We start from the raw sequence: 23,423 nt of genomic DNA on the forward strand, positions 1-23,423 counted from the left end.
CCGAAGAGGCGTTTCTTACAAAGTCAGAAGATTACTTCTTCTTCGCTTTCGGGTTCGGCAGGTCAGTAATGCTACCTTCAAAGATTTCAGCTGCCAGGCCCACGGACTCGTGCAGAGTCGGGTGTGCGTGGATGGTCAGCGCGATGTCTTCCGCATCACAACCCATTTCGATCGCTAGACCGATTTCGCCCAGCAGCTCGCCGCCGTTGGTACCGACAATCGCACCACCGATAACACGGTGAGATTCTTTGTCGAAAATCAGTTTAGTCATACCGTCTGCACAGTCAGAAGCGATAGCACGGCCAGAAGCAGCCCACGGGAAGGTGGCGGTTTCGTAGCTGATGCCTTTTTCTTTCGCTTCTTTCTCGGTCAGACCGACCCAGGCAACTTCTGGTTCGGTGTAGGCAATGGACGGAATCACTTTCGGATCGAAGTAGTGTTTCTTACCAGCGATAACTTCAGCGGCAACGTGGCCTTCATGAACACCTTTGTGCGCCAGCATCGGCTGACCGACGATATCGCCGATAGCAAAGATGTGCGGTACGTTGGTACGCAGCTGTTTGTCCACGCGGATAAAGCCACGATCATCAACTTCAACGCCCGCTTTGCCTGCATCGAGGTTTTTACCGTTCGGTACACGACCAATAGCAACCAGTACGGCATCGTAACGCTGTGCTTCAGCAGGTGCTTTTTTGCCTTCCATGGAAACGTAAATACCGTCTTCTTTCGCTTCAACGGCAGTCACTTTGGTTTCCAGCATCAGGTTGAATTTCTTGCTGATACGTTTGGTGAAGACTTTTACCACGTCTTTATCGGCAGCAGGGATAACCTGGTCGAACATTTCAACCACGTCAATCTCTGAACCCAGCGCATGGTAAACGGTCCCCATTTCCAGACCGATGATACCGCCACCCATAACCAGCAGGCGTTTTGGTACGGTTTTCAGTTCCAGTGCGTCGGTGGAATCCCACACACGCGGGTCTTCGTGCGGAATAAATGGCAGTTCAATCGGACGGGAACCCGCCGCGATGATAGCGTTGTCGAAGTTGATCACGGTTTTACCGTTTTCGCCTTCAACTTCCAGGGTGTTAGCCCCAGTAAATTTACCCAGACCGTTTACCACTTTCACTTTACGGCCTTTAGCCATACCAGCCAGACCGCCGGTCAGTTGGGTGATAACTTTTTCTTTCCAGGTACGAATCTTGTCGATATCGGTTTTCGGCTCACCGAAGACGATACCGTGATCGGCCAGTGCTTTCGCTTCTTCGATAACTTTTGCTACGTGCAACAGCGCTTTAGAAGGGATACAGCCGACGTTCAGACAAACACCACCAAGGGTGCTGTAACGTTCTACGATGACGGTCTCCAGACCTAAATCTGCGCAACGGAAGGCAGCAGAGTAACCTGCCGGGCCTGCCCCAAGTACCACGACTTGAGTTTTGATTTCAGTGCTCATCATGACCTCTTAATTTATACCCGTCGTCCACCGGGTCGTTCTATCCGCCGGTATTTTACAAAATTGTTAACAATTTTGAAACAACAAACGGCAACCGATTTGTCTTTCGCACAATAACCTCACTGACTTCATGAGATTACCAGAAAAAAGCCGGCCGTCGGGCCGGCTTTTTTGCTTACATCACCAGACGGCGAATGTCAGACAGCGTGTTGTTGATGATGGTAATGAAACGAGCACCATCAGCACCGTCAATCACGCGGTGGTCAAAGGAGAGAGAAATCGGCATCATCAGACGCGGAGTAAACTCTTTACCATTCCACACCGGTTCAATAGCCGACTTGGACACGCCAAGGATAGCCACTTCAGGCGCGTTCACAATCGGTGCGAAGTGGGTAGTCCCCAGGCCGCCGATGCTGGAGATAGTGAAGCAACCGCCCTGCATTTCGCCAGCCGTCAGCTTACCATCACGCGCTTTCTTAGAGATCACCGTCAGTTCACGAGACAGCTCGGTAATGCTCTTCTTGTTCACATCTTTAAAGACCGGAACAACCAGACCATTTGGCGTATCGACCGCAACACCGATGTTGATGTATTTCTTCAGCGTCAGCTTCTGGCCATCTTCGGACAGGGAGCTGTTGAAGCGTGGCATCTGCTCGAGAGCCGCTGCGACCGCTTTCATGATGAAGACTACTGGGGTGAATTTCACATCCAGTTTACGTTTTTCAGCTTCGGCGTTCTGCTGCTTACGGAACGCTTCCAGATCGGTGATATCGGTTTTGTCGAAGTGGGTAACGTGCGGGATCATCACCCAGTTACGGCTCAGGTTAGCGCCAGAGATTTTCTGGATGCGACCCAGTTCCACTTCTTCGATTTCACCAAACTTGCTGAAGTCCACTTTCGGCCAAGGCAGCATGCCCGGGATACCGCCGCCAGCCGCAGCTGCCGGTGCAGATTCAGCGCGTTTAACCGCGTCTTTCACGTAAGCCTGAACGTCTTCGCGCAGGATACGACCTTTACGGCCAGACCCTTTCACTTTCGCCAGATTCACACCGAATTCGCGCGCCAGGCGACGAATCAGCGGCGTTGCATGGACGTAAGCGTCGTTTTCTGCGAAGTCAGATTTGCCTTCAGCTTTTGCGGCCTGAGCCGGAGCTGCGGCAGGTGCAGGTGCTGCGGCCTGAGCCGGAGCAGCCGCTTGCGCAGGGGCAGCAGCCGGTGCCGCGCCTTCAACTTCGAAGACCATAATCAGAGAACCGGTTTTCACTTTATCGCCGGTGCTGATTTTGATTTCTTTCACGGTACCCGCGAACGGTGCCGGCACTTCCATCGACGCTTTGTCACCTTCAACGGTGATCAGTGACTGCTCAGCGGCAATTTTATCGCCCACTTTGACCATCACTTCAGTGACTTCAACTTCGTCACCACCGATGTCCGGTACGTTAACTTCTTTAGAGCCAGACGCTGCCGGAGCCGCTGCGGCTGCCGGTGCAGCAGCCTGAGCTGGTGCCGCGGCTGGCGCGCTACCAGCGACTTCGAAGACCATAATCAGGGAGCCAGTAGACACTTTGTCGCCGGTGTTGATTTTGATCTCTTTCACGGTACCCGCGAACGGTGCCGGGACTTCCATAGAGGCTTTGTCGCCTTCTACGGTGATCAGAGACTGCTCAGCCGCAACGGTGTCGCCGACTTTGACCATAATCTCGGTGACTTCAACTTCGTCGCCGCCGATGTCCGGTACGTGTACGTCTTTCGCTGCTGCCGCAGCAGGTGCAGCTGCCGGAGCGGCTGCTTGCTTCTCTTCTGCCGGAGCAGGTGCAGCAGCTGCTGCACCGTCGGCGGAATCGAAAATCATGATCAGTTTGCCGGTCTCAGTTTTGTCGCCAACAGAGACTTTGATCTCTTTAACGATACCCGCCTGAGGGGACGGAACTTCCATAGAGGCTTTATCGCCTTCTACGGTGATCAGCGACTGTTCAGCTTCAACTTTGTCGCCTACTTTGACCAGGATCTCGGTGATTTCAACTTCATCAGCCCCGATGTCCGGTACATTGATTTCGATAGCCATGTTTCTTTTACCTCTTACGCCAGACGCGGGTTAACTTTATCTGCATCGATATTGAATTTGGTGATAGCGTCAGCAACCACTTTCTTATCGATTTCGCCACGTTTAGCCAGTTCGCCCAGTGCCGCTACAACCACATAGGAAGCATCAACTTCGAAGTGGTGACGCAGGTTTTCACGGCTGTCAGAGCGACCGAAGCCGTCAGTACCCAGTACGCGATAATCATCAGCCGGTACATAAGTACGAACCTGTTCGGCAAACAGTTTCATATAGTCAGTAGATGCTACAGCCGGTGCGTCGTTCATCACCTGAGCGATGTACGGAACGCGCGGAGTTTCCAGCGGATGCAGCATGTTCCAGCGCTCACAATCCTGGCCATCACGCGCCAGTTCAGTGAAGGACGTGACGCTATACACGTCAGAACCTACGCCGTAGTCGTTCGCCAGGATCTGCGCTGCTTCACGGACGTGACGCAGGATAGAACCAGAGCCCAACAGCTGAACTTTACCTTTCTTACCTTCGAGGGTTTCGAGTTTGTAGATACCTTTACGGATACCTTCCTCAGCACCTTCCGGCATTGCCGGCATGTGGTAGTTTTCGTTCAGCGTGGTGATGTAGTAGTAAACGTTCTCTTGTTTCTCACCGTACATACGCTCCAGACCATCGTGCATGATGACCGCAACTTCGTACGCGTAAGACGGATCGTAAGAGATACAGTTCGGAATAGTCAGAGACTGAATATGGCTGTGACCATCTTCGTGCTGCAGACCCTCACCGTTCAGCGTCGTACGACCAGAAGTCCCGCCGATCAGGAAGCCGCGCGCCTGCTGGTCACCCGCCTGCCAGCACAGGTCACCGATACGCTGGAACCCGAACATGGAGTAGTAGATGTAGAACGGGATCATCGGCAGATCGTTGGTGCTGTAAGAGGTCGCAGCCGCCAGCCAGGATGCACCAGCACCCAGTTCGTTGATACCTTCCTGCAGGATCTGACCTTTTTCGTCTTCTTTGTAGTAAGCAACCTGCTCACGGTCCTGCGGGGTGTACTGCTGGCCGTTCGGGCTGTAGATACCAATCTGACGGAACAGACCTTCCATACCGAAAGTACGTGCTTCATCGGCGATGATCGGCACCAGACGATCTTTGATCGACTTGTTCTTCAGCATCACGTTCAGGGCACGAACGAAAGCGATAGTGGTGGAGATTTCTTTGTTCTGCTCTTCCAGCAGTGCACCGAAGTCTTCCAGCGCCGGCAGCTCCAGCTTCTCAGTGAAGTTAGGCTGACGAGCCGGCAGGTAGCCGTGCAGTTTCTGACGCTGAGCGTGCAGATAGGTATGCTCTTCAGAACCTTCCGGGAAGGTAATGTAAGACAGGTTTTCAACCTGCTCATCGGTAACTGGAACGTTGAAACGGTCGCGGATGTAACGCACGCCGTCCATGTTCATTTTCTTAACCTGGTGAGCGATGTTTTTACCTTCGGCGGTGTCACCCATGCCGTAACCTTTGATGGTATGGGCGAGGATTACAGTTGCTTTGCCTTTGGTTTCCTGCGCTTTTTTCAGTGCAGCGTAAACTTTCTTCGGATCGTGACCGCCACGGTTCAGCGCCCAAATCTGCTCGTCAGTCCAGTCAGCAACCAGTGCTGCGGTTTCCGGGTATTTACCGAAGAAGTGCTCACGAACATACGCGCCGTCTTTGGATTTGAAGGTCTGGTAGTCGCCGTCAACGGTTTCGTTCATCAGCTGGATCAGTTTACCGCTGGTGTCTTTACGCAGCAGCTCATCCCAACGACCGCCCCACATGACTTTGATAACGTTCCAGCCAGCACCTGCGAAGATGCCTTCCAGTTCGTTAACAATCTTGCCGTTACCGGTGACCGGGCCGTCAAGACGCTGCAGGTTACAGTTGATAACAAAGACCAGGTTGTCCAGTTTTTCACGGGTCGCGATGGTGATAGCGCCTTTAGATTCTGGCTCATCCATCTCGCCATCGCCCAGGAAGGCATAAACGGTCTGCTTAGAGGTATCTTTCAGGCCACGGTGTTCCAGATACTTCAGGAATTTAGCCTGGTAGATAGCACCGATTGGACCCAGACCCATGGATACGGTCGGGAACTGCCAGAATTCCGGCATCAGTTTCGGGTGCGGATAGGAAGACAGGCCTTTGCCATGAACTTCCTGACGGAAGTTGTTCATCTGCTCTTCAGTCAGACGACCTTCCAGGAATGCACGTGCATAGATGCCCGGAGAGATGTGGCCCTGGAAGTAAATCAGGTCGCCGCCATCCTGCTCGTTGCGTGCACGGAAGAAATGGTTGAAGCACACATCATATACCGTTGCGGAGGACTGGAAGGATGCCATGTGGCCACCCAGCTCGAGGTCCTTTTTAGACGCACGCAGTACGGTCATGATGGCGTTCCAGCGGATAGCAGAACGAATACGACGTTCCAGCTCCAGATTGCCCGGGTATTCCGGCTCATCTTCAACGGCAATAGTGTTTACATAATTGCTGGCCCCTGTACCTGCCGCTACTTTCACGCCGCCTTTGCGGGCTTCTGAAAGCAGTTGGTCGATCAGATACTGAGCACGCTCAACACCTTCTTCACGGATGACCGATTCGATCGCCTGTAGCCAGTCGCGAGTTTCGATCGGATCCACGTCATTTGGGAAACGTTCTGACATGGGGGTATTCCTTATCTATCTAATACGTTGAGTTATCTGGAACCTGTCCCATTACGTTCTCGCCAGAGAGCGTAATAAGACAGGTTCTGCGTTTAGTTGCCGCGCATTTTAAATGGCGCTTGATTTACAACATCTTCTGGTTAACTTGCTGCCAGAAAAATCACTAATTCTTTCGTTGCTCCAGGCGGCGTAAGGCGCGTTCACGACGGCTTTCCTCACGGCTTCTGTCCAGGAGAATTTCTTCGATAAACGCCAGGTGACGGTGGGACGCTTCGCGTGCCTCTTCCGGCTTCCCGGCGATAATCGCTTCAAAAATACGCGTACGGTGACTGCTTACCAACGGCAGCATATCCCGACGCGAATACAGCAATTCAAAGTTTTGACGAACGTTCTGGGCCAGCATCGGCTCCATACAACGGAGCAAATGGAGCAGTACCACATTGTGCGCCGCTTCGGTGACAGCAATTTGATACTGGAGAACGGCATCAGATTCGCCGTCAAGATCGCCGGACTGTTGAGCAAGCTCGATCGCATGGTGGAGTTCACGGATACGCGTTTTATCTTCATCCGTGCTGCGTAGTGCGGCGTAATAAGCAGCAATACCTTCCAGCGCATGGCGCGTCTCAAGCAGGTCAAACTGGGATTCAGGATGGTCGGAGAGCAACTCTACCAGTGGGTCGCTAAAGCTCTGCCACAGGCTGCTCTGAACAAAAGTGCCACCGCCCTGACGACGAAGCAGCAAACCCTTCGCTTCGAGACGTTGGATCGCCTCGCGCAAGGAGGGACGGGAGACGTCGAACTGTTTTGCCAGTTCACGTTCCGGTGGGAGTTTTTCTCCGGGGCGAAGTGTCCCCTCAAGAATTAAAAACTCCAGCTGCTGCTCAATCACATCGGAGAGTTTTGGTTGGCGGATTTTGCTGTAGGCCATGATTTCCTGTCTTAAGCCATTTGCCCGGAGTCAATTGGTCTTACCAATTTCATGTTCTTGACGCTAAAGTAACAAAGTATTCACCTTCTGTCCATACAGGTTTTGATTGAAATCAGTAAAGGAGGCATATTTTAACAACATTACAGAAATAACGTTTCAAACATGTAACTATGCACAAATGTTAAATTTACCCACCACGAGGTAGTTTTAACGTAATTGAAACGAAAAATTATCCCATCTGAACCGATTCACCTGCTTAAATATCGATTTAAAAAGCAAAATTAACGAATAAAAATTCAAAATGGAAATTTTGTGGTAGATAAACTCGCGCTTACAAATGGTTTCTTTTTATTCAACTCGTCATCCTCCCTTCATAAAGCAGGTGCATTCGCGCTCGCATAACATTATTCTGATCAAGACAAAAGTATTTAGGCAACATTTTACTAAGCATCACCGTAAACAAATTAATACAACAAACGGAATTGCAAACTTACACACGCGTCACTGCGTGGTTCAAAATATAAGTACTCGAAAGATGAAGAGTAAAACCACACACGAGGTTTCATGATGGAAAGTCAACAGCATGGCGATCAGCTAAAGCGCGGTCTTAAAAACCGCCATATACAGCTTATCGCGCTGGGTGGCGCGATAGGCACCGGGTTATTCCTCGGTAGCGCGTCCGTTATCCAGTCTGCAGGGCCAGGGATTATCCTGGGTTACGCTATCGCCGGTTTTATCGCCTTTTTAATTATGCGCCAGCTAGGTGAAATGGTGGTTGAAGAGCCGGTAGCCGGTTCCTTCAGCCACTTTGCCTATAAGTACTGGGGCGGTTTCGCTGGATTCTCCTCCGGCTGGAACTACTGGGTGCTGTACGTTCTGGTTGCCATGGCTGAGCTGACTGCCGTCGGAAAATACATCCAGTTCTGGTACCCGGAGATCCCTACCTGGGCCTCTGCCGCCGTCTTTTTCGTGGCCATCAACGCTATCAACCTGACCAACGTAAAAGTATTCGGTGAGATGGAGTTCTGGTTTGCCATTATTAAGGTTATTGCGGTCGTGGCGATGATCCTGTTCGGTGGCTGGCTGCTATTTAGCGGCAACGGTGGCCCGCAGGCCAGCGTCAGCAACCTGTGGGATCAAGGTGGCTTCCTGCCACATGGCTTCACCGGTCTGGTGATGATGATGGCCATTATCATGTTCTCCTTCGGCGGGCTGGAGCTGGTCGGAATCACTGCGGCAGAAGCGGATAACCCGGAGCAAAGCATTCCGAAAGCGACCAACCAGGTTATTTACCGTATCCTGATTTTCTATGTAGGTTCACTGGCCGTCCTGCTCTCCCTGATGCCGTGGACGCGCGTAACGGCAGATACCAGCCCATTTGTCCTTATCTTCCACGAACTGGGCGACACGTTTGTGGCTAACGCACTGAACGTCGTGGTGCTGACCGCCGCCCTGTCTGTCTATAACAGCTGTGTGTATTGCAACAGTCGTATGCTGTTCGGTCTGGCTCAACAGGGCAACGCGCCAAAAGCGCTGATGAACGTGGATAAACGTGGCGTTCCGGTGAATACCATCCTCGTCTCCGCGCTGGTCACCGCCCTGTGCGTCCTGATCAACTACCTGGCACCGGAATCCGCCTTTGGCTTACTGATGGCACTGGTGGTCTCTGCGCTGGTGATCAACTGGGCGATGATCAGCCTTGCACACATCAAGTTCCGCAAAGCGAAACAACAGCAGGGCGTCGCCAGTCGCTTTCCGGCGCTGTTCTATCCGCTGGGTAACTGGGTTTGCCTGATTTTCATGGCGGCAGTGCTGGTGATTATGCTGATGACGCCGGGCATGGCAATCTCCGTTTACCTGATCCCGGTGTGGATTGCTATTCTTGGCGTCGGTTATCTGTGTAAGCAGAAAACAGCCAGAGCGGTTAAAGCACATTAATTCCCCCCCCCTGCCTGCAAAGGCAGGGGGTGTTACCTGCCTCACACTTTCCCACAGACGACTATTTCATCCATATCAGCGGCGCTATCCTGCAACGCAAAAACACGCTCACCAGACAATAATTCTCTCCATATCTTATTTATGGAGCGCAGTTGATGGAAACCAGTAAACTGTCGGTGAAAGAAAAAATCGGCTATGGTATGGGCGATGCCGGATGCAACATCATATTTGGCGCTATCATGCTGTTTGTTAACTATTTTTATACTGACATATTTGGCCTCGCCCCTGCATTGGTCGGCGTTTTATTACTCTCAGTTCGCGTTATTGATGCCGTAACTGACCCTATAATGGGCGCAATGGCCGATCGCACACGCAGTAAATATGGTCGGTTTCGTCCATGGCTTTTATGGATGGCTTTCCCCTACGCATTATTCAGCGTACTGATGTTTACCACCCCAGAGTGGACGTACAACAGCAAAGTTATCTATGCGTTTGTCACTTACTTCCTGCTGTCTATCACCTACACGGCGATCAATATTCCCTACTGCTCACTCGGCAGCGTCATCACCAACGACCCGAAAGAGCGTGTCGCCTGCCAATCTTATCGCTTTGTGCTGGTGGGCATTGCCACTCTGCTACTTTCTCTCACTTTGCTGCCGATGGCTGACTGGTTCGGTGGAGAAGACAAAGCGAAGGGCTATCAGATGGCGATGGCCGTGCTGGCCTTTATTGGCATGTGCATGTTCCTGTTTTGCTTTGCGACAGTACGCGAGCGCGTGCGTCCTGCCGTCCAGACCAACGACGATTTAAAAGCCGATCTGAAAGATGTCTGGAAGAACGATCAGTGGGTAAAAATCCTGTTGTTAACCCTGTGCAACGTCTGCCCGGGCTTTATTCGCATGGCTGCCACCATGTACTACGTCACCTGGGTTATGCAACAAAGCACGCACTTTGCCACCTTGTTTATTAGCCTCGGCGTTGTCGGCATGATGATCGGCAGTATCCTGGCGAAGGTGTTAACCGACCGCTGGTGCAAACTGAAAGTGTTCTTCTGGACCAATATCGTACTGGCGATTTTCTCTGGCGCGTTTTACTTCTTCGATCCAAAAGCTACCGTGATGATTATGGTGCTCTACTTCCTGCTCAACATCCTGCATCAGATCCCTTCTCCGCTGCACTGGTCGTTGATGGCCGATGTCGATGACTACGGCGAGTGGAAGACCGGAAAACGCATCACCGGTATCAGCTTCTCCGGCAACCTGTTCTTCCTGAAACTGGGTCTGGCGATTGCCGGGGCAATGGTCGGATTCCTGCTCTCCTGGTACGGTTACGACGCAGGTGCTAAAGCACAAAGCGAGTCCGCCATTAACGGTATCATGCTGCTGTTCACCCTTATTCCGGGCGTGGGCTATCTGATTACTGCTGGCGTAGTTCGTCTGCTGAAAGTTGACCGCGAGTTTATGCAGCAAATCCAGTCAGACCTGGAAAAGCGTCGCGCCAACTACCGTGAATTGAATGAGTATCACGACATTAAATCTCCTGAAAATGCAAGGAAAGCCTGATGAATCAGTGGCCTAACCCCTTTATCGAACAGCGTGCCGATCCGTTTATTCTCCGTGACGGCAGCCACTATTATTTCATTGCTTCTGTACCGGAATACGATCGTCTGGAGATCCGGCGGGCTGACTCCCTGGAAGGACTACGCACCGCCGCTGCGGTGGTTGTCTGGCGCAAACCAGACAGCGGCCCGATGAGCGAACTGATCTGGGCACCGGAGATCCATCATATTGCTGGCAAGTGGTACATCTATTTTGCCGCTACGCACACTCAGGCACTCGACAAGCTGGGAATGTTCCAGCACCGCATGTTCGCCCTCGAGTGTGCAGATGCCGACCCGCTAACCGGCACCTGGACAGAGAAAGGCCAGATTAAAACGCAGTTTGATACCTTCGCTCTGGACGCCACCACTTTTAACCACCAGGGAAAGCAGTGGTATCTGTGGGCGCAAAAATCCCCCGATATTGCCGGGAATTCCAATATTTATCTCGCGGAGCTGGAAAATCCGTGGACGATTAAAGGCGAGCCGGTAATGCTCAGTCATCCAGAGTACGACTGGGAGTGCCGTGGCTTTTGGGTCAACGAAGGCCCTGCCGTGATGGTGCACGGCGACAAACTGTTCATCAGCTATTCCGCCAGCGCCACCGACGAAAACTACTGCATGGGGTTACTGTGGATTGATCTCAGTGCCGATCCACTGAACCCGGATAACTGGCACAAATCTCCGCGTCCTGTCTTTACCACCAGCTACGAGAATCGTCAGTTCGGACCGGGACATAATAGCTTTACGCAAACGTCGGAAGGGGAAGATGTGCTGGTGTACCATGCGAGGAACTACACCGAGATTGAGGGCGACCCGCTATACGATCCCAACCGCCATACACGTTTGAAACTCGTACGCTGGGACGAAAACGGCATGCCGGATTTTGGCATCCCGCCTGCTGATACATTCTAAAACCATTGCCCGGTGGCGCTGCGCTTACCGGGCCTACATATGGTGTAGGCCGGATAAGCGTTAGCGCCATCCGGCATAACGCTATACTAATGTCCCATAAATGGTCAGTAACGCAATAATCACCACCACCACAAACGATGTCTTTTTCGCCAGCGCCACGGCGGCTTTTGGCGTTTCGACTTTATCGGTGTGCGGTTCGCGCGCCAACGAGAACTGCGCCAGACGTGTTAACACCTGATACTGCGAAGTATGCAAATCCGCCAGAGAAGCAAACCACGCAGGCAGCGCCTTCTCACCATGCCCCAACAGCGCATAAACCACACCCGCCAACCGCACGGGGATCCAGTCCAGCACATGCAGGATCGCATCAATTCCTGACTGCAAACGCTGATGCGGTGTCTGATAGCGTGCCAGCCAGGACTGCCATGCACGTAAAAAGGCATAACCGACCAGCGTCACCGGTCCCCACGCACCGCCGACAATCAGCCAGAATAGCGGTGCCAGATAAAAGCGAAAGTTATTCCACAACAGCGCATTTTGCAGCTCGCGCAAATACTCCCGCTCATTGCACTCCGGCGGGACGCCATGGATAAGCGTTAACTCGCTGGCCATCGCCTCACGAGCGTGGGCATCATTGCGCGACGCCGCATTCAGGTACGCATGATAATGCAGGCGTATCTTGCCCGCACCAATGCACAACACGCCAATTAAGATCCACACCACCAGCAGCGGAACGTTAAACAGCAGCCCGTACAGCGCACGCAGCAGCAGGAATGTCACCCCCATCGCTATCATTGTCATGCCAAGGGTTCGGGCCATAGAAAAATGCTTAATCCGGCGAAAAAAGGCTTCCGTTCGGTGATCGAGCTGCCAGTGTTCACCCAGCTTAAACAAGCGCTCAACGATCAGCACCAGTAATGTTGTAAACAGCGTCATGTCATCTCCTTGCGTGACGAGGGGGTGACCAGAGCGCGAAACCTTTCCCAGTCAAAAGACGCGCCAGGATCGGTCTTACGCTCGGGCGCAATATTGCAATGCCCGGTTATGTTATTGGCAATCGCCGGATAACGCTGAATCAGGACATGCGTTACAGCCGCCAACTGCTGGTACTGCGCATCGGTATAGGCCAGCGTATCCGTCCCTTCCAGCTCAATACCGATCGAAAAATCATTACAACGCTCACGTCCCTGATAGTTCGACACGCCTGCATGCCAGGCACGTTTATCAAAAGGGACATACTGGACGATTTCACCATCGCGGCGAATCAGACAATGGGCCGAAACGCGCAAATGGGCGATTTCAGCAAAAAAAGGATGGGCGTTAGGATCAATTGTTCCCGTGAATAACGCGTCGATCCACGGACCACCAAATTCACCCGGCGGCAGGCTGATATTATGTACCACCAGCAAAGAAGGGTTTTCGTCATCCGGGCGGCAATCATAATGAGGAGAAGGAACGCGTCGCGCCTCCGCCAGCCAACCCTTATCGAACAACATGCAGAATCTCCTTATTGGTGGTGCTCATATCGGGTTCAGGGTAGCATGTTTCTCTCTTATGATTCGTTAGCTATTTGGAGTTTTATCATGCCGCCTCGCCGCTATAACCCTGACTCCCGACGTGACGCGCTGTTGGAACGCATCAACCTGGATATCCCTGCCGCTGTCGCTCAGGCGCTGCGTGAAGATTTAGGCGGCGACGTTGATGCCAGGAACGATATCACTGCACAACTTTTACCAGAGGATATGCGCTCCCACGCCACCGTGATTACCCGCGAAGAGGGCGTTTTTTGTGGAAAACGTTGGGTGGAAGAGGTCTTTATTCAACTTGCTGGCGATGATGTAAAAATCAGCTGGCACGTTGAAGATGGCGACAGCATTAAAGCGAATCAGCCATTGTTTGAACTGGACGGTCCCTCCCGCGTATTGCTGACCGGCGAACGCACCGCCCTTAACTTTGTGCAGACGTTGTCCGGCGTCGCCAGTGAAGTACGCCGCTACGTCGACCTGCTGACAGGGACAAAGACGCAGCTGCTGGATACGCGTAAAACTCTGCCGGGGCTACGTACCGCGCTAAAATATGCCGTGCTGTGCGGCGGTGGCGCGAATCACCGTCTGGGACTTTCTGACGCTTTCCTGATTAAAGAAAATCACATTATTGCCTCTGGCTCGGTGCGTCAGGCCGTAGAGAAAGCCTTCTGGCTGCATCCGGACGTTCCTGTTGAAGTGGAAGTGGAAAGTCTGGATGAACTGGACGACGCGCTGAAAGCCGGGGCGGACATCATCATGCTCGACAATTTCGAGACCGACCAAATGCGCGAAGCGGTAAAACGGACCAACGGCCAGGCGCGTCTGGAGGTTTCAGGAAACGTCACCTATGAAACGCTGCGTGAATTTGCCGAAACCGGCGTGGATTTCATCTCCGTCGGTGCTCTGACCAAGCATGTGCGCGCGCTCGATCTCTCCATGCGTTTTCGTTAATTGCTCATGGTAATGCCCGATGGCGCTTCGCTTATCGGGCCTACAACCCCAGCCGGATAAAGCATTTACGCTGCCATCCGGCAGTTTCTTCGCATTCCCTCGCAAATACGTTGTCTGCTTGTGTAATTTCGTAAAAACCCTCTGAACCTGCCTTCCCATTCTATTTTTTGCCCCTCGCCTAAGTACCTTCCGGTTTGCCACAGTAGCGTCAGCTAACTCAAGGAGCGAACTATGGACAAGCAACGAGGCTTCACGCTTATCGAACTGATGGTGGTCATTGACATCATTGCCATTCTCAGCGCCATCGGTATTCCGGCTTATCAGAACTATCTACGTAAGGCGGCACTGACCGACATGCTGCAAACCTTTGTCCCCTATCGCACTGCTGTCGAGCTCTGCGCGCTGGAGCATGGTGGTACAGATACCTGTGATGCCGGGGCCAATGGTATTCCCTCTCCTGCCACCACGCGCTATGTCTCCGGCATGAGCGTCGAAAAAGGCGTCGTCAGCCTCACCGGGCAGGAAAGCCTCAACGGTCTGAGCGTCACCCTGACGCCCAACTGGGACAATGCCAACGGTATCAAGGAATATTACTGGATGCAGACAATGACGTGGTTCACATCGCCGTCGTGGATGCGCCTTCCCACGAACTGCTGGATGCACTGCATTTTGCCACGACCAGACGCATCGACATCGTGTGCTGGACGCGCCAGCAAATGGAAGGTCACGCGCACAAACCGCGGCAAATGCTGCCAGCGGTCATCCCTGAAAGCAGCGCGACGGCAGCAGAATTACTTACACAGACGCTACAATCCGCGCTGGTAAAACGGGCATCTGATATTCACATTGAGCCCGCAAAACATCACTATCGGATACGGCTACGCGTAGATGGCGTGCTACACACGTTACCGGAGGTGTTGACGGAGAGGGGTATTGCGCTCACCGCAAGGTTAAAAGTGCTGGCCAGTCTGGACATTGCCGAGCACCGACTACCGCAGGATGGGCAATTTACCGTTGAGATTTCAGGTGCCCCCATCTCATTTCGCATTGCGACACTCCCCTGTCGCTACGGAGAAAAAGTGGTGTTACGCCTGCTGCATCAGGTTGAGCAGGCGTTGGAAATTAACGCGCTGGGTATGCAGGACGCGCAGATGGTCGCCTTTGCGCAAGCCTTACAGCAGCCTCAAGGGTTGATTCTGGTCACCGGTCCGACCGGAAGTGGCAAAACAGTCACGCTTTACAGCGCGCTACAAACCCGAAATACCCCGGAGGTGAATCTGTGTAGTGTAGAAGATCCGGTAGAGATCCCGATTGACGGGGTAACTCAGACGCAAATTCACCCGCGCGCAGGCCTGACGTTTCAGGGTGTATTACGTGCACTGCTGCGCCAGGATCCCGACATTATTATGGTGGGTGAAATCCGCGACGGTGAAACAGCAGAGATCGCCCTTAAAGCCGCGCAAACCGGTCATCTGGTTCTTTCAACGCTGCATACTAACTCCACCAGTGAAACACTGGTACGCCTGCAGCAAATGGGCGTCGCCCGATGGATGATCGCCTCCGCGCTGACGCTGGTTATCGCCCAGCGATTAGTCAGAAAGCTGTGCCCCCATTGTCGGCAGCGCCTTGATGTCCCGGTCACGCTGCCAGCATCGCTCTGGCCCACGCCGCTTCCGCGCTGGCAGGCTCCAGGCTGCGAACACTGCTATCAGGGATTTTATGGCCGCACGGCGCTGTTTGAAGTTCTGCCCATCACACCCACAGTGCGCCAGCTCATCGCTAACGGTACCACTGCTGACATAGTGGAATCCGGCGCCCATCAGGCGGGAATGAATTCACTTTTCGAGAACGGATGTCAGGCGGTTGAAAGAGGGTTAACGACGTTTGAAGAGCTCATCCGTGTACTGGGCATGCCCCATGCCCGTTAAGCAACTCTGGCGATGGCAAGGCATAAACGCTCAGGGTCAGCCAGCAGAAGGGGCGCTATGGTCGGACGATCGCCCCTCGCTGGTCTATGCGCTGCAACAACTGCACATTACGCCAACTCGTATTAAGAGTATGCGTGTTAAAACCTCGCACTGGCGTAGAGAACAAAGCACGGAAGTCATACACCAGTTAGCCACATTACTGAAAGCAGGGTTGACGCTTTGCGACGGATTAACACTGCTTGCCGACCAGCATCCCAGCAATCAGTGGCAGGCACTACTGCGCTCGCTGGCTTACGACATGGAACAAGGTATGTCACTGTCCGCCTCGCTGTCGCGTTGGCAACACGTTTTTCCGCCACTTTACCAGGCGATGATTCGCACCGGAGAGCTTACCGGCAAACTGGACGTCTGCTGTTTTGAACTGGCCCGCCAGCAGACACAACAGCAGCAGCTGACCGATAAAGTTAAAAAAGCACTGCGTTACCCAGTCATCATTCTCACCATGGCGGTAATGGTCGTCATCGCGATGCTGCACTTTGTACTACCTGAATTTGCCGCCATCTATCGTACGTTCAACACCCCGCTACCGGCGTTAACGCAGGGGATTATGACCCTTGCCCATTACAGCAGTCGATGGGGATGGATGATCGGATTACTCGGCCTGGTGCTGGGGGTGACATATAGCCTGATACAGCAAAAACCGTCCTGGCTTATTCTGCGTCAGCGTTTTTTGCTGCGCTGTCCGGTTATGGGACCGCTGGTCAGGGGCCAAAAACTCACGCAGATCTTCACCGTTCTGGCGTTGACGCAAAACGCGGGAATTCCCTTTCTACAAGGTCTGGAGAGCGTAGCGGAAACCCTCGCCTGCCCTTTCTGGTCACAACGATTAGCGCAGGTACACCGAGACATCAGTGCCGGAAAACCGGTCTGGCAAGGGCTGAAAAATGCTGGAGAATTTAGTCCACTGTGTTTACAGCTGGTGAGAACCGGTGAAGCTTCCGGCTCGCTGGATGCGATGCTGCATAATTTGGCCCGGCATCATAGCGAAAACACAATGTCTCAGGCCGAGAATCTGGCTGCGCTGCTTGAGCCTGCATTGCTTGTGATTACGGGATTAATTATCGGCACGCTGGTAGTGGCGATGTATTTACCGATTTTTCATCTGGGAGATGCGATGAGCGGAATGGGGTAAATTCAGATGCCGGATGGCGGCGTAAACGCCTTATCCGGCCTACGAAAATCATGAACGTAGGCCTGATAAGCTGAGCGCCATCAGGCATTTTACAGCGTGCTATGTGTTCTTACAGGCTATTGAAAATACGGTTTTCTTGTTCCTGCACACGAATAAAGGTTGTACGTTTGGTCAACTCTTTTAGACGAGACGCACCGACGTAAGTGCAGGCAGAACGCAGACCGCCGAGGATATCACGGGCGGTATTCTCAACCGGACCTCGCAGTGGCAGCTTAACGGTTTTACCTTCAGCTGCACGGTACTGGGCAACACCACCCACGTGACGCGTCATGGCGGACTCAGAGCTCATACCGTAGAACAGCATAAATTTCTCACCGTTCTCTTCCACCACTTTACCGCCGCTTTCTTCGTGACCGGCCAGCATACCACCCAGCATGACGAAGTCTGCACCGCCGCCAAACGCTTTTGCCACGTCACCCGGCATCGTGCAACCGCCATCGCTGACAATCATACCGCCCAGACCGTGTGCAGCATCCGCACATTCAATAACCGCTGACAGCTGAGGATAGCCCACGCCGGTTTTTACTCGTGTGGTACAAACAGAACCTGGACCAATGCCGACTTTGACGATATCCGCGCCAGAAAGCACCAGCTCTTCACACATTTCACCGGTCACCACATTACCGGCACAGATTGTTTTCGTCGGCCATGCTTCGCGTGCTTTCGACACAAACTGAACGAAATGCTCTGAGTAGCCATTTGCCACATCAATGCAAATGAAGTTCAGCGCAGGATTCAGCGCCAGAATTTGTTTGGTTTTTTCGAAATCGGTGTCAGATGTCCCAGTCGAAACCATCACGTGTTTGATGACATCAGCAGATGCATTCGCAACGAAAGCAGACCAGTCTTCTACGGAATAGTGTTTATGTACAGCAGTCAGAATGTCGAAAGAGGCAAGCGCGGTTGCCATGGCAAACGTTCCGACAGTGTCCATATTTGCGGCGATGATTGGCACGCCGGACCATTTCTGACCTGAATGTTTAAAGGTAAATTGACGTTCCAGCTCAACATCGGAACGGCTTTTGAGAGTAGAACGCTTAGGGCGGATAAGAACGTCTTTGAAACCTAACTTCAGATCTTCTTCGATACGCATGTGCGGATTCCTGGGGTTAATGGCGAAAAATCGAAACTCACAACTCCAGTGACGCTATCATACGCACTAATCAATACCGCGCAAGACTGCGAAATTCTCTTTTTTTACGCTACAATCCCATAAATTTACCTGGCGCAGAGTAGGTCAATCCTGCAGCAGCCTCGCCTTCGCATGCTTAACTTTTAACTGTTTGATAATCAAACTTAAACTCCAGGATCCGGATCTATGAGGTATACGGTAGCCTTAACTGGCGGTATTGGCAGTGGTAAAAGTACCGTTGCCAATGCGTTCGCTGACCTCGGAATAAACGTGATTGACGCCGATATTATTGCGCGTCAAGTTGTTGAGCCTGGTACGCCTGCCCTTAACGCGATTGCTGAACATTTTGGCAGTGAACTCATCGCCGCAGATGGCACGTTGCAACGGCGAATTTTACGCGAACGTATTTTTTCCGATCCTGATGAAAAATCCTGGCTGAACGCCCTGCTCCATCCACTGATTCAACAGGAAACTCAGCGCCAGTTTCAGCAAGCGACATCTCCTTATCTGTTATGGGTTGTCCCCCTGCTGGTTGAAAACTCACTGTACAAAAAGGCCAATCGCGTACTCGTGGTGGATGTTACTCCCGAGACCCAGCTCAGACGAACCATGCAGCGTGATGATGTGACACGCGAACATGTTGAACAAATTTTGGCAGCCCAGGCAACACGTGAAGCTCGTCTTGCCGTGGCTGACGATGTTATTGATAATAATGGCGCACCGGATGCCATCACCTCGGATGTCGCCCGCCTGCACGCGCGCTATTTGCACTGCGCGTCGCAGTTTGTCTCACAGGAAAAACCGTAATGCACACCCAGGTCCTTTTTGAACACCCTCTCAATGAGAAGATGCGTACATGGCTGCGCATTGAGTTTCTGACCCAGCAACTCTCCGTTAACTTACCCATTGCCGATTATGCAGGCGCACTGCATTTTTTTAGAAATATTGGGGATTTACTGGATGTATTTGAACGCGGCGAAGTCCGTACCGAACTCCTCAAGGAACTGGAACGACAACAGCGTAAACTTCAGGCCTGGGTTGAAGTTCCCGGCGTCGATCAAAGCAGAATAGATGCCCTGCGCCAGCAGTTAAAAAGCGCAGGCAGCGTTTTGATTTCAGCACCGCGTATTGGACAAACGCTACGTGAAGATCGCCTGATTGGTCTTGTACGCCAGCGTTTAAGTATTCCTGGTGGATGCTGCAGTTTTGATTTGCCAACTCTGCATATCTGGCTGCATCTGCCTCAGTCACAGCGAGATGCGCAGGTTGAAAACTGGCTTGCCAGCCTGAATCCACTGACTCAGGCGCTGACGCTGGTTCTGGATCTAATCCGTAATTCGGCACCGTTCCGTAAGCAAACTAGCCTGAACGGTTTTTACCAGGATAACGGTGACGATGCGGATTTGCTACGTTTGCATCTGCCGCTTGATTCACAGCTCTACCCGCAGATATCCGGTCATAAGAGCCGTTTTGCCATTCGTTTTATGCCGCTGGATAGCGAAAATGGCCAGGTACCAGAACGCCTCGATTTTGACCTGGCGTGCTGTTAAGGAGTAAACATGTCTGAACAAACCATCGTCAACTGCCCAACCTGTGGTAAACCCGTCGTCTGGGGGGAAGTGAGTCCGTTTCGCCCATTTTGCTGTAAACGCTGTCAGTTAATCGATTTGGGCGAATGGGCCGCAGAAGAGAAGCGTATTCCCAGCTCCGGCGACTTATCAGAAAGCGATGACTGGAGTGAAGAGCAGAAGTAATTCTGCTAAAGCGTAGGCCGGATAAGGCAACGCCGCATCCGGCATTTTTATGCCATTCTGCCGGATGACGCTGCGCTTATCAGGCCTACGAATACCGTTCATTATCCCGCAATCAGCTTGTTAATCACCGGTTCATTGGCCGGCGGAAAATCCTCTGCATTCAGTGCAGACTGCGCAACCCACTGCGCCGGTTGCCCCTCTTTACCCCATGGCTCACCTTCCCAGCTGTCGACCAGCCAGAACCACAGCGTGATGTGTCGGTCCGGGAACGCGTACTCCAGCTTTTCGAACAGCATACTATGAACGGGTGTAATCCCGACTTCTTCCTGTAGCTCTCGAATCAGCGCCTGCTCAGGGGTTTCGCCTGCTTCAATTTTGCCACCGGGGAATTCCAGCTTATTCGCCATGTGGGCATCCGCGGCACGCTGAGTAATAAAAATCTCTTTTTGCTGATTACGAATAATCCCAACGGCAATTTGCAGTATTTTCATTTTGTTTATCCATAAAAAAGGCGCAGAATTCTGCGCCTTTTCAGTGAGTTATTTGCTTAGCTCAATCGACCATGGCACTGCTTGAATTTTTTACCAGAACCGCAAGGGCACGGATCGTTACGACCGACTTTACGATCGCCGGTCTGCGCAGCAAGTTCTTCTGCTACAGCAGATTCATCATCTTTGTGGCTCAGTTGCTGCATCTGCGCTAAACGCTCAGCATCTTCGCGACGCTGCTGCTCCATTGCTTCGACTTCTTCAGGCATACGCACCTGAACTTTGCTCAGAGTACTGATCACTTCATATTTCAGCGACTCCAGCATCGATGCAAACATAGAGAAGGATTCACGCTTGTATTCCTGCTTCGGATCTTTCTGCGCATAACCACGCAGGTGAATACCCTGACGCAGGTAGTCCATTGCTGCCAGGTGCTCTTTCCACAGGGAATCGAGGGTTTGCAGCATCACGCCTTTTTCGAAGTGGCGCATCATTTCTGCACCCACAACCTCTTCTTTACGCTGATACACTTCAATGGCGTTAGCCAGAATACGTTCACGCAGCGTCTCTTCATGCAGCTCAGGTTCTTTATCCAGCCACTCTGAAATCGGCATCTCGAGGTCGAAATCGTTTTTCAAACGTTCTTGCAGGCCCGGAATATCCCACATTTCTTCCAGCGACTGAGGCGGAATATAGGCATCAATAGTGACTTTGAAGACGTCTTCACGGATGCTATTAATCGTTTCGCTAACGTCAGTCACATCCAGCAGTTCGTTACGCTGGGTGTAGATGGCGCGACGCTGATCGTTGGCAACGTCATCGTATTCCAGCAGCTGTTTACGAATATCGAAGTTGCGGCTTTCTACTTTACGCTGCGCGTTGGCGATGGCTTTGGTTACCCACGGGTGCTCGATCGCTTCGCCCGGCTTCATACCCAGTTTACGCATCATTCCTGACACACGGTCAGAGGCAAAAATACGCATCAACGCATCTTCCATCGACAGGTAGAAACGAGAAGAACCCGCATCCCCCTGACGGCCAGAACGACCACGCAGCTGGTTATCGATACGACGAGATTCGTGACGTTCGGTACCAATGATGTGTAAACCACCGGAGGCTAATACCGCGTCGTGACGCACCTGCCAGTCGGCTTTAATCTGCGCGATTTGCTCTTCGGTCGGGTTCTCCAGCTCGGCAACTTCTGCCTGCCAGCTCCCGCCCAGCACGATATCCGTACCACGACCCGCCATGTTGGTGGCGATGGTCACGGCTGACGGATAACCCGCCTGTGCAACGATCGCCGCTTCGTTGGCGTGGAACTTGGCATTCAGCACGTTGTGCTTAATACCGGCTTTGGTTAGCTCGTTAGAAACCACTTCAGATTTTTCGATGGAGATAGTCCCCACCAGTACCGGCTGACCGTTAGCGGTACGCTCTTTAATATCTTCAATAATAGCCTGAATTTTTTCCGCTTCAGTCATGTACACCAGATCCGGTAAATCCTTACGGATCATCGGACGGTTGGTCGGCACGACAACGGTATCCAGTTTGTAGATAGAGCTGAACTCAAACGCTTCGGTATCCGCTGTACCGGTCATACCGGCCAGTTTCTCGTACAAACGGAAGTAGTTCTGGAAGGTGATGGATGCCAGCGTCTGGTTTTCATTCTGGATATCCACGCCTTCTTTCGCTTCAACGGCCTGGTGCAGACCATCGGACCAGCGACGGCCCTGCATGGTACGTCCGGTGTGTTCGTCGACAATGATAACTTCGCCGTCTTTCACAATGTAATCAACATCGCGAGTAAACAGGACGTGCGCGCGCAGCGCGGCGGTTACGTGATGCATCAGCATAATGTTGCCCGGAGAGTACAGTGACTCGCCTTCATCCATGATGCCTTCATTCACCAGCAGTTCTTCGATCAGTACCAGACCTCGTTCGGTCAGGTTCACCTGACGCGCCTTCTCATCAACAGAGAAGTGGCCTTCGCCCTGGAAGGTGTCAGAATCGTCTTTCTCCTGACGCACCAGATGCGGGATGATTTTGTTCACTTTTTTATACATTTCCGAGCTGTCTTCAGCCGGGCCGGAAATGATCAGCGGCGTACGCGCTTCATCGATCAGGATGGAGTCAACTTCATCCACCAGCGCATAGTGCAGTTTACGTTGAACGCGCTCTTCCGGGCTAAACGCCATGTTGTCGCGCAGGTAGTCAAAACCGTATTCGTTGTTGGTACCGTAGGTGATATCGGCGGCATAAGCTTCACGCTTAGCAGGCGCGGGCAGGCCAGACATGTTGATCCCTACGGTCATACCGAGGAATTCGAACAGTGGGCGGTTATTCTCGGCATCACGCTGTGCCAGATAGTCGTTGACGGTCACCACGTGTACGCCTTTACCGCTTAACGCGTTCAGGTATGCCGGCAGCGTCGCGGTCAGCGTTTTACCTTCACCGGTACGCATCTCAGCGATGCAGCGCTCGTTGAGTACCATGCCGCCCAGCAGCTGCACGTCGAAGTGGCGCATACCAAATACGCGTTTACTCGCTTCACGTACCACCGCGAATGCTTCAGGGATCAGGCTCTCAACGGTCGCGCCTTTTTCCAGACGCGCGCGGAACTCAGCGGTCTTCGCTTTCAGTTCATCATCGGAGAGTTTTTCCATCTCCGGTTCCATGGCATTGATGACGTTGACCACTTTGCGCATACGACGCAGTGTACGTTCGTTACGACTACCGAATACTTTCGTTAATAATTTGATTAGCATAATAAAATCTCAAACGCCCCGCAGCGCGGAGTCAAAAATTATAGTTGGAA

At 52.5% G+C, this 23,423-nt stretch carries 18 protein-coding genes and 1 pseudogene; 10 read left to right on the forward strand and 9 right to left on the reverse strand.

Annotated features, from left to right (window positions below):
* Positions 1 to 31: 31 nt before the first annotated feature.
* The 4 genes from lpdA to pdhR all read right to left on the reverse strand — a co-directional run bounded on the left by lpdA (position 32) and on the right by pdhR (position 7,127).
* Positions 32 to 1,456, reverse strand: a complete 1,425-nt coding sequence (gene lpdA / locus M2374_RS10430; protein WP_096758280.1) for a dihydrolipoyl dehydrogenase — start codon at positions 1,454 to 1,456, stop codon at positions 32 to 34.
* A 175-nt stretch (positions 1,457 to 1,631) separates the two neighbouring features.
* The gene (gene aceF / locus M2374_RS10435) at positions 1,632 to 3,521 is read right to left on the reverse strand and encodes a pyruvate dehydrogenase complex dihydrolipoyllysine-residue acetyltransferase (protein ID WP_137361999.1); all 1,890 of its coding nucleotides are present in this window, start codon (positions 3,519 to 3,521) and stop codon (positions 1,632 to 1,634) included.
* Between the two features lie 14 nt (positions 3,522 to 3,535).
* Positions 3,536 to 6,199 (reverse strand): pyruvate dehydrogenase (acetyl-transferring), homodimeric type, encoded by a 2,664-nt coding sequence (gene aceE, locus M2374_RS10440; RefSeq protein ID WP_096758282.1) that lies wholly within the window; start codon positions 6,197 to 6,199, stop codon positions 3,536 to 3,538.
* 163 nt (positions 6,200 to 6,362) lie between these two features.
* Entirely contained in the window at positions 6,363 to 7,127 is a 765-nt protein-coding gene (gene pdhR, locus M2374_RS10445; RefSeq protein WP_096758283.1) for a pyruvate dehydrogenase complex transcriptional repressor PdhR, read from the reverse strand.
* 564 nt (positions 7,128 to 7,691) lie between these two features.
* Between pdhR and aroP the strand changes: the two genes are divergently transcribed.
* The 3 genes from aroP (at position 7,692) to M2374_RS10460 (ending at position 11,577) form a co-directional block, all read left to right on the forward strand.
* Complete coding sequence (aroP, locus tag M2374_RS10450; RefSeq protein ID WP_115259442.1) at positions 7,692 to 9,065, forward strand: aromatic amino acid transporter AroP; 1,374 nt, start codon at positions 7,692 to 7,694, stop codon at positions 9,063 to 9,065.
* A 155-nt stretch (positions 9,066 to 9,220) separates the two neighbouring features.
* A complete protein-coding gene (locus M2374_RS10455) occupies positions 9,221 to 10,627 on the forward strand; it encodes a glycoside-pentoside-hexuronide (GPH):cation symporter (protein ID WP_115259443.1) in 1,407 nt (468 codons plus the stop codon).
* Positions 10,627 to 11,577: a family 43 glycosylhydrolase gene (locus tag M2374_RS10460; protein ID WP_181688467.1), complete on the forward strand. Its 951-nt coding sequence runs from the start codon at positions 10,627 to 10,629 to the stop codon at positions 11,575 to 11,577. The genes M2374_RS10455 and M2374_RS10460 overlap by 1 nt, the downstream gene beginning before the upstream one ends.
* Positions 11,578 to 11,658: 81 nt before the next feature.
* Here M2374_RS10460 and ampE read toward each other — a convergent pair whose 3' ends face one another.
* Entirely contained in the window at positions 11,659 to 12,513 is an 855-nt protein-coding gene (ampE, locus tag M2374_RS10465) for a beta-lactamase regulator AmpE (protein WP_137362000.1), read from the reverse strand.
* Entirely contained in the window at positions 12,510 to 13,073 is a 564-nt protein-coding gene (gene ampD / locus M2374_RS10470) for a 1,6-anhydro-N-acetylmuramyl-L-alanine amidase AmpD (RefSeq protein WP_181688468.1), read from the reverse strand. Before ampD ends, ampE begins: the two co-directional genes overlap by 4 nt.
* Positions 13,074 to 13,160: 87 nt before the next feature.
* On the opposite strand from ampD, the gene nadC reads away from it, so the two are divergent.
* The 4 genes and pseudogenes from nadC (at position 13,161) to hofC (ending at position 17,174) form a co-directional block, all read left to right on the forward strand.
* Complete coding sequence (nadC, locus tag M2374_RS10475; RefSeq protein WP_115259996.1) at positions 13,161 to 14,054, forward strand: carboxylating nicotinate-nucleotide diphosphorylase; 894 nt, start codon at positions 13,161 to 13,163, stop codon at positions 14,052 to 14,054.
* Between the two features lie 231 nt (positions 14,055 to 14,285).
* Positions 14,286 to 14,648 (forward strand): annotated as a pseudogene (ppdD, locus tag M2374_RS10480) (prepilin peptidase-dependent pilin); the annotation flags it as partial.
* Positions 14,615 to 15,982, forward strand: a complete 1,368-nt coding sequence (gene gspE / locus M2374_RS10485) for a type II secretion system protein GspE (RefSeq protein ID WP_181689144.1) — start codon at positions 14,615 to 14,617, stop codon at positions 15,980 to 15,982. The pseudogene ppdD and the gene gspE, both read left to right, overlap by 34 nt.
* Positions 15,972 to 17,174: a protein transport protein HofC gene (hofC, locus tag M2374_RS10490; RefSeq protein ID WP_174360719.1), complete on the forward strand. Its 1,203-nt coding sequence runs from the start codon at positions 15,972 to 15,974 to the stop codon at positions 17,172 to 17,174. Before gspE ends, hofC begins: the two co-directional genes overlap by 11 nt.
* Positions 17,175 to 17,283: 109 nt before the next feature.
* On the opposite strand, the gene M2374_RS10495 is transcribed toward hofC, so the two are convergent.
* Positions 17,284 to 18,327 (reverse strand): GMP reductase, encoded by a 1,044-nt coding sequence (locus M2374_RS10495; RefSeq protein WP_115259449.1) that lies wholly within the window; start codon positions 18,325 to 18,327, stop codon positions 17,284 to 17,286.
* Positions 18,328 to 18,552: 225 nt separating this feature from the next.
* On the opposite strand from M2374_RS10495, the gene coaE reads away from it, so the two are divergent.
* The 3 genes from coaE to yacG are packed head-to-tail and all read left to right on the forward strand — an operon-like array spanning position 18,553 to position 20,120.
* Positions 18,553 to 19,173, forward strand: coding sequence for a dephospho-CoA kinase (coaE, locus tag M2374_RS10500; RefSeq protein WP_135912586.1), 621 nt, complete (start codon positions 18,553 to 18,555; stop codon positions 19,171 to 19,173).
* On the forward strand, positions 19,173 to 19,916 hold the full coding sequence (gene zapD / locus M2374_RS10505; RefSeq protein WP_096758294.1) for a cell division protein ZapD: 744 nt from the start codon (positions 19,173 to 19,175) through the stop codon (positions 19,914 to 19,916). Before coaE ends, zapD begins: the two co-directional genes overlap by 1 nt.
* A 9-nt stretch (positions 19,917 to 19,925) precedes the next feature.
* On the forward strand, positions 19,926 to 20,120 hold the full coding sequence (gene yacG / locus M2374_RS10510) for a DNA gyrase inhibitor YacG (protein WP_181637211.1): 195 nt from the start codon (positions 19,926 to 19,928) through the stop codon (positions 20,118 to 20,120).
* A 101-nt stretch (positions 20,121 to 20,221) separates the two neighbouring features.
* Here yacG and mutT read toward each other — a convergent pair whose 3' ends face one another.
* Both mutT and secA read right to left on the reverse strand, forming a co-directional pair.
* On the reverse strand, positions 20,222 to 20,611 hold the full coding sequence (mutT, locus tag M2374_RS10515; protein WP_181688469.1) for an 8-oxo-dGTP diphosphatase MutT: 390 nt from the start codon (positions 20,609 to 20,611) through the stop codon (positions 20,222 to 20,224).
* A gap of 56 nt (positions 20,612 to 20,667) precedes the next feature.
* Complete coding sequence (gene secA / locus M2374_RS10520; protein WP_137399712.1) at positions 20,668 to 23,373, reverse strand: preprotein translocase subunit SecA; 2,706 nt, start codon at positions 23,371 to 23,373, stop codon at positions 20,668 to 20,670.
* Between the last annotated feature and the right edge of the window lie 50 nt (positions 23,374 to 23,423).

The sequence above is a fragment of the Citrobacter sp. JUb117 genome (genome assembly GCF_024809055.1).
Lineage (GTDB): Bacteria > Pseudomonadota > Gammaproteobacteria > Enterobacterales > Enterobacteriaceae > Citrobacter > Citrobacter gillenii.